Raw genomic sequence first — 12,185 nt, forward strand, 5'->3', positions numbered from 1 at the left:
GTAAAGCACATTTTACTTAACGAGCCGACTTTTCCTCCGGCTCTCAGCAAGTGAGAAGGGCAATCGAATGGACAGCAGTCCGCGCTGGCGGCGGACTGCCCAGTGGGCGGCGCTTCGGCCGCCGCCCTATTTTGGCTGATAGTGGGTTGAGTCACATGGGTGGAGTTCTATATTATAGTTTTAGGTGTCTATCTTATGGTTTTGTATTTCTATCTTACGTTTTTCGGATTGTATCTTACGGTTTTCGCCTTTTATCTTACGAACCCACACTTCCACAGGCTCTCACCAAAAGAAAAGTGCATTCGAATGGAAAGCAGCCCGCTGCCATCGCGGACTGCCCAGTGGGCGGCGCTTCAGCCGCCGCCCGATCTTGGCCGATAGTGGGTTGAGTTGCTAAGGTTGAGTTCTATCTTATAGTTTAGGGTGTCTATCTTATGGTTTTGTATTTCTATCTTACGTTTTTTGGGTTCTATCTTATGATTTGCCACTCTTATCTTACGAACCCACACTTCCGCAGGCTCTCACCAAAAGAAAAGTGCATTCGAATGGACAGCAGTCCGCGCTGGCGGCGGACTGCCCAGTGGGCGGCGCTTCGGCCGCCGCCCTATTTTGGCTGATAGTGGGTTGAGTCACATGGGTGGAGTTCTATCTTATAGTTTTAGGTGTCTATCTTATGGTTTTGTATTTCTATCTTACGTTTTTCAGATTGTATCTTACGGTTTACCACTCTTATCTAACGAATCCACTATTCATCGCATTCCCATTTCCCATCAAAAATCCTACTCCCAACCCAACCGTTTTCCCTTGTCCAAATCCACATTATTAATTATGATGATGACAACAGGGCAAACGTTGCGTAAGCCGAGGGTTTATTGCCTAAAATAACAATCTTTATGAATATCCTCCCTGTTATTATTCAGCGTGAAAAGAATATAATAGAAGAAAACCATGAATGGAACGGAGATCATTATGACATTATCCCTTAATCCACGGGCGGAAGCGCTCGTTATATCAGGCATCCGCCAGTTTTTCAACCAGTTGGTCGATTATCCGGGTGCCATCAATTTGACGATCGGCCAGCCCGACTTTCCGACGCCGGAAGCGGTGAAGAAAGCTGGGATGGAGGCCATTGCAGCCAATAAGACGAGCTATTCCCATAATGCGGGGCTGATCGAGCTGCGCCAGGAAGTTGCGGCGTTTTTCGGCGATACGTACGGTTTGTCCTATAATCCGCAGACGGAGATCATCATCACGAACGGCGCCAGCGAAGGGCTGGATTCACTGCTGCGCACAATCATTGAAGAAGGCGACGAAGTCATTATCCCGGCGCCTTGCTACACGGGCTACGTGCCGCTCATTGAATTGAACGGCGGCAAAGCGGTGCTGCTTGATACGTCGGATACGGCACTTGTGCCGGACCCGGAGCGTTTGGAAGCGGCCATCACGAATAAAACAAAAGCTGTGTTATTCAATTTCCCTTCGAATCCGACGGGTGTCAGCTTGAATAAAGAAGAAACGGATGCATTGGTCGAAGTGTTGAAAAAACACGAAATCTTCATCATATCGGATGAAATCTATTCGGAGAATGTCTTCGAGGGCCAGCATTTTTCATTCGCGTGCTACGACGACATCAAAGACCGGACCTTCCTGGTGCATGGCCTCTCGAAATCGCATTCGATGACGGGCTGGCGGATGGGCTTTTTGCTCGGGCCGCAGGAATATTTGCAGCATGTGCTGAAAGTGCATCAATATAACACGGTCTGCGCGTCATTGCCGAGCCAGCACGCCGCGATTGAAGCGCTGCGCAACAACCGTTTCGTGCCGGATGAAATGAACGATGCCTATAAGACGCGCCGCGATTATGTTTACGGCAAATTAATCGAAATGGGATTTGACGTCGTCAAGCCCACTGGAGCTTTTTACATATTTCCATCCATCGAGAAATTCGGGCTGACTTCATTCGAATTCGCAACGCGCCTGTTGAAAGAGGGGGGCGTTGCGGCAGTGCCGGGCTCAGCTTTCACAACATATGGTGAAGGTTTCCTGCGTATTTCGTATGCTTATGCGATGCCGACATTGGAACAGGCGATGGAGCGGATGGCCGATTGGCTGAAAACTGTGCAAGTGACTGAAAGGGGATAAGTTATGGGGCTGTTATGGGGAACACCGGAGGAATTGAAAAACTTACTTTGTGAAATGGTCAGCTGGAACAGCATTACGCTGTCTGAAGGGGAAGTTGAATTCGCTTATAACTTGAAGGAAAAGCTGATGCAGATTCCTTACTTCCAGGAAAATCCTGAAAAGATTTATCTTGGTGAAGTCAATTGGGACCGCCAATACGTCACCGCTTTATACAAACATCCGGAGGCCACCGACACCATCGTTCTGATGAGCCATTTCGATACGGTTGAAACGGAGGAATACGGCGATTTGGAGCCGCTTGCCTGCAAGCCGGTCGAATTGACGGAAGCGTTGAAGGATTTTCGCGATGAACTGGACGAATACGCCCAAGCGGATCTCGATTCAGGTGAATACCTTTTCGGCCGCGGCACGATGGACATGAAAGCGGGTCTCGCGATGCACATGGCGATGCTTGAAAAAGCTGCAGCCAATGAATGGCACATCAACTTGGTGCTGTTGTCCGTGCCGGATGAAGAAGTCAATTCCGCCGGCATGCGCTACAGCGTCGGCAAGCTACTCGACCTTGAACGCGAATACGGACTTGAATATATTTTATTCCTGAACGGCGAGCCTTCATTCGCGCAAAAGCCAGGGGACCAGGACCATTATATTTACACAGGCTCAATCGGCAAAATCATGCCGTCCGCCATGTTCTACGGCAAAGAGACGCATGTCGGCGAACCGTTGTCAGGCATCACATCGAGCTATATCTCGACATACCTGACCCACCGGATGGAATGGAATCCATCGTTCAAAGAAACCGTCTACGGTGAAACGACGCCGCTGCCGGTAACTCTCATGCAACGTGACATCAAGCATTCCTATTCAGCCCAAACGCCGTACCGGACGTATGCGATGTACAACGTATTCACCATGGAACACAGCGCCAAAGAAGTATTCGACCTGTTCGAAGGCGTCGCAAAAGATGCCGCAGCGCATTGCATGGCCGATTACCGTTCAATGTGCCGCAATGAAAACATCGAGCCTGTCGGAGATATCCAGGTCATGCGCTATGAAAATCTGGTGAAATACGCGCTTGAAAAATTCGGACTCGATTACTTCAACGAATTGATCCGTGATACGCTGATGCATCCGGAATGGGACGTGCGCGAAAAATCGATGCACATCACCGATATCCTCCTGCTCAATTGCCAGGAACTCACGCCGGCGATCGTCATCATGTTCGCGCCGCCGTATTACCCGGCGGTCAACTCGTCGGAAGACGAACTGGTCAAGCATCTGGTTGAGCAGATTACGGATAACGCCAAGGCGAAATTCGGTTATCAGCTCAATCAAATCCATTATTTCAACGGAATTTCCGATCTCAGCTATGTCAATTATGGCGACCAGGAAGAAGGCTGGGTCACATACGAAAGCAACACGCCAGTCTACGGCGATTCCTACAGCATCCCGTTCCAGGCCATGTCGCAATTGAAAGCGCCGGTCCTCAACATCGGCCAATTCGGCAAGGATGCCCACAAACGGACCGAACGCCTCCACATCAAAAACGCCTTCGAGCAGATGCCAGCCCTGCTCGAAGAGATGATCCTATCGATACCAGTGAAAAGCCGCCTGTGAGGGGGCTTTTTTTGGTGGGGGATCTGGTGAGAGTCGTATGAAAAGTGGGCACGTTAAGTAAAAGTGGCTATACGTCAGCATATTTTCGCTATACGACACCAAACTGAATCTATACGACACTAAATCACAGCTATACGATAGCAAACCTCCACCCAAACGAGTCAACCCACTATCTGAATTGATCGGGCGGCGGCCGAAGCGCCGCCCACTGGGCAGCCCGCGATGCGGGCTGCTTTCCATTCTGAGTGCACTTTTCTTTTGGTGAGAGTCGTATAAAAAGTGGGCTCCTTAAGTAAAAGTCGCTATACGTCAGCAAATCTTCGCTATACGACACCAACCATCTTCTATACGACACCAAATCACGGTTATACGATAACAAACCTCCACCCAAACGAGTCAACCCACTCTCTGAAATGATCGGGCGGCAACTGCCGCCCACTGGGCAGTCCGCGCTGGCGGCGGGCTGCTTTCCATTCATATGCACTTTTCTTTCGATGAGAATTGTATGAAAAGTAGGGCGTGTTAAGTAAAATGCGCTATACGACAACAACTCGTCGCTATACGACAACAACCAGCATCTATACGACAACACCCCCACGCTATATGCCACCCACCCTAGCACCGCCCCACAAATAAAGATACAATCATATATAATCACACCACCAAAGGAGCGGACCTATATGAAAATCAGCAAAGCAGAGATTTACGCGGTGAACTTTCCGCTGAAAGAGCCGTTCATTATTTCGTATGCCAGCTATCCGAGTATGGCGGCGATTATTGTCAGGCTCCAAACGGACGATGGGCTCGTAGGCTACGGCGAGGCCGTGCCGGATGAGCATGTGACCGGGGAGCAGGTGGATGCGGCGTTTGAGATTTTGAAGCATTTGCTGGTGCCGCAAGTTATCGGCCAAAGTCCGTTCGATATAGAGCAGATTCACCACCAAATGGATGCCGCGATTTCCGGCAATCCGGCTGCGAAAGCCGCTATCGATATTGCCTGTTATGACTTGATGGGAAAAGCGACGGGGCAGCCCGTCTATAATTTAATTGGAGGCAAGGCGCATGAACATCTGCAGTATCCGAAAGTGCTGAGTATTGAAGCGCCGGAAATCATGGCGGACAAAGCGAAAAAAGCGGTGGGACAGGGATTCTCCAGTTTGAAGCTGAAAGTTGGCTTGGACGATGCCGCGCTCGATATTGAGCGGATCTATGCAGTGCGTGAAGCGGTGGGCGATGAGGTACCGATCCGGATTGATGTGAATCAGGGGTGGAAAACGGTCGGGCTCGCGGTGCAGACGATCAATTACCTTGAAGGCGCCAATCTGACATGGATTGAACAGCCGATCCGAATGGGTGATATCCGCGGTTTGGCCGAAGTGCGGCGCAAAGTGTCGACACCGATTATGGCAGATGAAAGCGTGCAGACGATGGAAGATGTGCTGGAGATCATCCGTTTGGAGGCCGCTGATTACATCAATATCAAATTGATGAAATCGGGCGGCATCTTCCCGTCGATTCAAATGGCCAAAGCGGCTGAAGCAGCGGGAATCATTGCACAGATCGGATCGATGGTTGAGTCTTCTGTCGGGTCCGCGGCAGGCTATCACGCGGTGATGTCACGCAAGAATATTCAAACAGCCGAGCTGACCGGACCGCTTTTATTCGCGGAAGAGATCGGGAATCTCCAGTATGAATTGCCTTATGTGGAACTGAGCGGCAAGCCGGGGCTTGGAATAGATGTCGATATGGCCAAATTGGAAAAACTTACGATCAAATCGGCGAAAGTGGAAGGGTGAATGAACGGAATGGAAATTAAACAGCAGATCCAGAAATATTTTGATCACTTCCATGCGAATCCGGAAGTGAGCTGGAAAGAATTCAAAACGACCGAGAAGTTGCAGGAAATTATGAATGAACTGGGTGTCCGCTCCAATATTTTCGACGACCTCACCGGGTTGATTGCGGAAATTGGGGAAGGTGAGGAGATTGTCGCGGTGCGTGCAGACATCGACGCGCTTTGGCAGGAAGTCGGCGGGACGATGCAGGCGAACCATTCATGCGGGCACGATGCCAATATGGCGATGGTGCTGGGTGCCTTATTGTACCTGCGGAATGAAACACTGACGAAACGTGTGCGTTTTATCTTTCAGCCAGCGGAAGAACAAGGCAACGGTTCACTGTCGATGATTGAGCGGGGAGCGGTGGAAGGCGTGAGCCATCTGTTCGGCGTCCATCTGCGTCCGGCAGAAGAATTGCCGCTCGGCAAAGTGTCGCCGGCACTGCATCACGGAGCAGGAATTTTCCTCAGAGGGAAAATTACGGGAGACGACGCCCATGGTGCGCGGCCGCACCAAGGCAGGAATGCGATGGATGTCATTGCGGCAATTCACCAATTTGTGAAGTCGGTCTATTTCTCACCGTTCGAGTCCTATTCGGCAAAGCTGACGAATGTGCAGATGGGCGGCGAAAGCTTGAATATCATTCCGGGCAGCGCGACGTTTGCGCTCGATGTCCGTTCGCAGTCGAATGAGTTGATGGATGAATTGCGGAAACGCATTGATGAAGGTTTTGCCTCACTATCCAAACTTTATAATGTCGCCATCGACTGGGAGTGGACCGATTATACGCCAGCTGCGGAAGTGTCAGATGAGGCGATGGAAATTGCGCGGACCGCGATCCGGAATGTGGTTGGCGAAGAAAATACGGCCGAGCCGCTGCATACGCCTGGCGCGGACGATTTTCATTTCTATACGATCCGAATACCGGAATTGAAGGCGGCGATGGTCGGTGTCGGAGCAGATCTTACACCCGGACTTCATCACCCCGATATGACGTTCGATCCCGAAGCACTCGATATTGGGGCGCGTGTGTTGGCGGAAACACTGAAAAACGCCTAAAACATTTCCCGGGAAATAGAGCATGGAATTAATGCTTATGACACTAACGGAGCAATCTTCAATATGATACAGTGAATTGAGCAGAAGGAAACCCTCTTGAAAAAGAGGGTTTTATTAATTTGGACTCAAAAAAGTTTGAATTTTTAATGATTTTCTTTTGCAGGATACATCGCCCGCAACAGGTTTTCTCAACAGTTGCTGCGGGTATAGAGAATAAGTTTGCTCAACTTAGAGGAGGATTTTTTGAATGGATGCAATTTTAGACGCGTTGACGTGGATCGTTGACGAAGGAAATAACTTATTATGGACATACATATTGATCGCTCTATTGTTAGGATTGGGCGTTTACTTCACCATCCGCACTAAATTTGTGCAAGTAAGGCTATTTGGCGAAATGTTCCGCGTCATCAGTGAAAAGAAAGATGGGGAAAAAGGGGTTTCGGCTTTCCAGGCATTCACCATTTCAACGGCATCACGCGTTGGGACAGGGAATATTACAGGTGTAGCATTGGCGGTTGCCATTGGTGGACCAGGCGCTGTGTTCTGGATGTGGATGGTTGCGCTGATCGGTATGGCGACAGCTTTCATCGAAAGCACATTGGCGCAGGTATATAAAGTGCGCGACGGCGAGCAGTTCCGCGGAGGCCCCGCTTATTATATGGAGAAAGCGCTGGGCAACCGGAAATTAGGCATCGTTTTTGCCATTCTATTGACCCTCGCATTCGGCTTCATCTTCAACTCTGTACAATCGAATACCATCGCGCAATCGTTCGGGGATGTCTTCAATATTCCGGATTGGACGGTCGGATTAGGATTGGTGCTGTTGGCGGCTGTCGTAATCTTCGGCGGTGTCAAACGGATCGCGAAAGTTACTCAAGTAGTTGTGCCGGTCATGGCGATCCTTTATCTACTAGTGGCTATCTATATTGTCATCATGAATATTACGGAAATTCCAGCAGTCTTCATGCTGATCATCGAAAATGCTTTCGGCCTTGAAGAAGCAGTCGGCGGCGGTATCGGTGCAGCCATCATGCAAGGCGTGCGCCGCGGCTTGTTCTCGAACGAAGCCGGTATGGGTTCTGTTCCGAACGCGGCTGCATCAGCTAACGTTTCCCACCCTGCAAAACAAGGGCTTGTACAGAGTCTGGGTGTGTTCTTCGATACGATCGTCATCTGTTCGGCAACTGCTTTCATCATTATCCTTGCCGACCTTTATAACACAAGTGAACAGGAAGGCATCCTGCTTACACAGGCGTCCCTTGGCGTGCACGTAGGCGACTGGGCTCCGTACTTCCTGGCTGTTGCGATTCTGTTCTTCGCATTCAGTTCGATCATCGGTAACTATTATTACGGCGAAACGAACATCGAATTCATCAATGCCCACAGTGGCTGGTTGACAGCTTATCGTTTTGGCGTATTGGCGATGGTCATGTTCGGTGCTTTGGCTCAAGTCAGCCTGGTCTGGAATATGGCCGATCTGTTCATGGGTCTCATGGCGGTGCTCAACTTAGTTGTTATAGCACTGTTAGGTAACACAGCCTTCAAAGTACTGGATGATTACACGAAACAACGTAAAGCAGGAAAAAATCCCGAATTTTATGCAAAAGATATTCCAGGATTGAAAAATACGGAATGCTGGGGAGAAGACCGGGATTAAATTATAATATTTATATAGAGAAAGCCCTTCAGAGCAACGTCTGAAGGGCTTTTTTTACTGCAATAAAACATGGATATATGTACGTAGAATGGGCTTTTAAACATTTATAATTACCCTGCTCTTCCAATAATAAACATAGAAATAGCACTTGTTACATAACTGTAATATAACTGTAACCTACTTATGATGTTTATTCTGTTAGTATCTAAATATGCAAGAAAGGTATTTCAAAAAAAGAAATTTGATTCGGTGTCTGATCAGCATCCAGAATCCACTAACTTATAGAGGTGACGATTTGAAGAAACGTATAATGCTTATGATGATTGCTGTACTATTAATTTCAGCAGCACCAATGATGACTAGTGAAGCCGACGCAGCCAGTGGAGCAACACCAGACCAAATTGCAGAATATGCTCTTAAATTTAAAGGCGTTCCATATGCATGGGGCGGAACAACACCTAAAGGATTCGATTGCTCAGGATACATCAGATACGTTTATGGTAACTTTGGCATCAGCTTGCCAAGAACTTCAGCAGAACAATTTAACGTAGGTACAGCAGTTTCCAAGAGCAACCTTAAAAAAGGCGATCTAGTATTTTTCGCAAATACATATAAGCCGGGAATCTCACATACAGGAATCTACATCGGAAATGGCAACGTAATTTCAGCTGAAAGCCAAGGAATCTCGATCTCAAACATCAACACTAACCCATATTGGGCTCCTAAATATGCAGGCGCTAAGCGTCTGTCAAGCGTCAAAGAAGCAGTAACAACAGTTTCAAAACCGGCACCAGCGCCTGCTCCGGCACCAGCGCCAAAACCGGATCTTCCAAAAGGCCAGTACTATGATGTCTCTAAATCATTCTGGGCTTACGCACCAATCACGGAATTGAGCATGAAAAACATCATCACAGGTTACGACCACAGTGAATTCAAACCGAACAACTCTGTAACAAGAGCTGAAGCGGCAACAATGATCGCTAAATCACTTGGAATCGCACCAGTTGCAGGCACATCTTTCAACGATGTCTCTTCTAAGCACTGGGCAGCAGGCTACATCAACGCTGTCTATAAAAAAGGTATCATCGATGGACGCGGCAACGGCAACTATGCACCGGACGCTAAAATCACGCGTGCTGAAATCAGCGCATTGCTGACAAAAGCTTACGCAATGAAAGCATCAAACACTTCAGTGTCATTCACTGATATCAGCGGCCACTGGGCTGAATCTTCAATCATCAAAGTTGCATCAAGCAACTTGGCAAAAGGCTACGATGACGGATCATTCAAACCAAACGCTAACGCAACAAGAGCAGAATTCGCTCAATTCATCTACAACTCAATCAACCAATAAAATAGCGAACCGCCTGTCCCTAGTGGGGCAGGCGGTTTTTTAGTGTGTGGTTGGGAGGGGGAGTTAGTTGGTTGGAGTTGGGATGTTGACGGATAGCGGGGTATTTGTGTCGTATAGCTTGTTTTTGGTGTCGTATAGGTTCTGTTTAGTGTCGTATGGTGGGGAGTTGCTGACGTATAGGGGAATTTAGTTAACGTGTTGATTTTAAATATGGGTTTCATGGAAGGAAAAGGCATATGAGTGGAAAGCAGTCCGCCAGCGGACTGCCCAGTGGGCGGCGGTGGCCGCCCGAACTTGGGTAATAGGGGGGTGACTCATATGGGTGAAGTTCTATCTTATAATTGTGGGCGACTATCTTATGATTTAGCATTTCTATCTTACGTTTTTGGAGTTGTATCTTATGGTTTTCGATTCTTATCTTACGAATACAAATTTCCTCCGACTCTCATCGAAACAAGTGCATTATTGGTTGAGTCGCATAGATCATTTATGTTGACGTATAACTGAAATTTAGTATCGTATAGAATCTATTTGCTATCGGATAGAGCAGGTTTGCTATCGTATAGCACAGTTTACTTAACACGCCGGCTGCTGCACTCATACACGTCCCCACAAGCCCCCCACACATCATCTCCAAATTCAACAAAAAGAGAGAGCCGCACACCAGCGCGGCTCTCTCTTCCATATCCTCATATTTTATTGCAACTTCAATGATTTGCTTAAGATTTCAGCGTTCTCGGCCCGCGTGATGGAAGCTTCGGGGCGGAAGGTGTTGTCGATTTTATAGCCCTGGACGATGCCGTTTTCGTAAGTGGCTTGAACGGCCTCAGCGTAGTATTTTGAAGCATCGACATCAGAGAATGTGCTGTCGCCTGATGAAGTGAGTTCGAATACTCGTTTCATGATGACGGCCATGTCGCCGCGTTTAATCGGTGATTCGGGATTGAAACTGGTGCTTGTGACTCCTTTGATGTAGCCGAGTTCATAGGCTTTATTGATATAGCCAGCAGCGTAAGAGTCAGTCTTGACGTCTTTGAAGTAATGCTTGGTGGCATCTGTCTTCAATCCAAGCGCACGGCCGATCATGGTCATGGCTTCAGCGCGCGTGATTGTCGATTCGGGGCGGTAAGTGCCGTCCGGGAAGCCGGTGACGATGCCGCGGTCAAAGATGTACTGGATCGATTCGCTGTACCAGTAATCCGTGCGGAGATCCGGGAACAAAGCGACTTTCCATTGAAGTGATTGAACAAGCCCGTGGCCATATAGATTGTCTTTGCCTTTTACACCCAAGTCGATTACGGCACGTTTGACGCTTGCGCGCAATTGAGCATTTGTGAGGTGAGGATAGGCTTCTTTATATTGTGCGAACACTGCAGAAACGAATGGCGTTGAAACAGAAGTGCCTTCACTCGATTTGTAATCGTCGTGGCCAGAAGTCGCAATAGTGGAGAAGGTGCTGTAGATGCCTTGTCCTGGTGCAACGATTTCGACAGAAGGTCCGCGGTAGGAGAAACCGGACAAGCGGTTGTTCGTATCAGTCGAACCAACAGCGATTACTGATGGATAACGGGCAGGGTATAGCACGTCTGACGTGTTTTGGACATAATTGCCGCGGGTATCCACTATTTCGATGTTGCCTGCTGCGGCAACGACGATGATGCCCAGCTCGTTGGCTTTTTTCAGCAAGGCTTCCAGTTCGGGAATGTTAAAGTCGGTTGTCAGGCTTAGGTTAATGATGTCCATATCCTGGTCGATTGCCCATTGGATGCCTTCCAAAACGTCTTCCAATGTCCCGGCGCCGCTGCTTGCCAGTACTTTGACTGAATAAATTTCTGCATCAGGTGCTGCGCCGACCACACCGATCGTGTTATTCAAGGCAGCGATTACGCCTGCAACGTGTGTGCCGTGACCAGCACCATCTGTAAATGGCGATGTATTGTCGATCATCGAAGCGCCGCCTGCGACACTCAGGTCAGGGTGTTTGGAATTGATTCCTGAGTCGATGACAGCAATTTTCACGCCTTTGCCTGTATAGCCGAGCTTCAATGCACTTGGCGCTTTGATATGCTGGTAGCCCCAGGAAGGTTGCTGGGCTGCTGCTTTAAAAATCGGTCCTTCTGGAATGTTCTTCACCGATACTTCTGTATCAGCTTTCATGACTGTTGCAGAAGGAATCGTTGCAATGACAGATGAGATGGCGTCCAGTTCGCTATGTATTTCAGCGCCCATGTCCTCGAGGGCCTGGTAGTCAATGCTGTCTTCAAACGAGATGATCACTTTTTCAAGGTCATTTTCTGAAGTTGCTGCAAATGCAGGCGTGATGCTCATGGATATAAGCAACACCAATAAAATAAAAGTGATCGCTGTTTTCTTCAATGAATTCCCTCCCGGATAATAATATGCAGTCTAAGTATATAATAATTCGAAAAAAAACGGACTATCAAAAGTCCGTTTTTTAAAATAAATCGTGTTTTTTTATCCTTTTTTAACTGAAGTAAGCTTTTATCGTTGTTTCCAG

The 12,185-nt window shown here is 48.3% G+C and carries 7 protein-coding genes; 6 read left to right on the forward strand and 1 reads right to left on the reverse strand.

What is annotated here, in order from left to right; genetic code table 11:
- Positions 1-969 precede the first annotated feature (969 nt).
- From CXF70_RS09070 to CXF70_RS09095, 6 genes are all read left to right on the forward strand, one after another.
- Positions 970-2,142 carry an aminotransferase class I/II-fold pyridoxal phosphate-dependent enzyme gene (locus CXF70_RS09070; RefSeq protein ID WP_101802382.1) on the forward strand — a complete coding sequence of 391 codons (1,173 nt, stop codon included), beginning with the start codon at positions 970-972 and terminating at the stop codon, positions 2,140-2,142.
- A 3-nt stretch (positions 2,143-2,145) separates the two neighbouring features.
- Complete coding sequence (locus CXF70_RS09075) at positions 2,146-3,759, forward strand: M20/M25/M40 family metallo-hydrolase (protein ID WP_101802378.1); 1,614 nt, start codon at positions 2,146-2,148, stop codon at positions 3,757-3,759.
- A gap of 680 nt (positions 3,760-4,439) precedes the next feature.
- The gene (locus CXF70_RS09080; protein WP_101802379.1) at positions 4,440-5,555 is read left to right on the forward strand and encodes a mandelate racemase/muconate lactonizing enzyme family protein; all 1,116 of its coding nucleotides are present in this window, start codon (positions 4,440-4,442) and stop codon (positions 5,553-5,555) included.
- 9 nt (positions 5,556-5,564) lie between these two features.
- Entirely contained in the window at positions 5,565-6,656 is a 1,092-nt protein-coding gene (locus CXF70_RS09085) for an amidohydrolase (RefSeq protein ID WP_101802383.1), read from the forward strand.
- A gap of 247 nt (positions 6,657-6,903) precedes the next feature.
- A complete protein-coding gene (locus CXF70_RS09090) occupies positions 6,904-8,313 on the forward strand; it encodes an alanine/glycine:cation symporter family protein (protein WP_101802380.1) in 1,410 nt (469 codons plus the stop codon).
- Positions 8,314-8,608: 295 nt separating this feature from the next.
- Positions 8,609-9,667 (forward strand): C40 family peptidase, encoded by a 1,059-nt coding sequence (locus tag CXF70_RS09095; protein WP_233208593.1) that lies wholly within the window; start codon positions 8,609-8,611, stop codon positions 9,665-9,667.
- A 696-nt stretch (positions 9,668-10,363) separates the two neighbouring features.
- Here the strand turns inward: CXF70_RS09095 and CXF70_RS09100 are convergent.
- Positions 10,364-12,043: a S8 family peptidase gene (locus CXF70_RS09100; RefSeq protein ID WP_101802381.1), complete on the reverse strand. Its 1,680-nt coding sequence runs from the start codon at positions 12,041-12,043 to the stop codon at positions 10,364-10,366.
- Positions 12,044-12,185 lie beyond the last annotated feature (142 nt).

This window comes from Planomicrobium sp. MB-3u-38, assembly GCF_002836425.1.
In the GTDB taxonomy this organism is placed as follows: Bacteria; Bacillota; Bacilli; order Bacillales_A; family Planococcaceae; genus Planococcus; species Planococcus okeanokoites.

Coding starts and splice junctions, on each gene's coding strand:
- CXF70_RS09075 (WP_101802378.1), top strand. CDS start 2,146: ATGGGGCTGTTATGGGGAACACCGGAGGAATTGAAAAACTTACTTTGT.
- CXF70_RS09090 (WP_101802380.1), top strand. CDS start 6,904: ATGGATGCAATTTTAGACGCGTTGACGTGGATCGTTGACGAAGGAAAT.
- CXF70_RS09070 (WP_101802382.1), top strand. CDS start 970: ATGACATTATCCCTTAATCCACGGGCGGAAGCGCTCGTTATATCAGGC.
- CXF70_RS09080 (WP_101802379.1), top strand. CDS start 4,440: ATGAAAATCAGCAAAGCAGAGATTTACGCGGTGAACTTTCCGCTGAAA.
- CXF70_RS09085 (WP_101802383.1), top strand. CDS start 5,565: ATGGAAATTAAACAGCAGATCCAGAAATATTTTGATCACTTCCATGCG.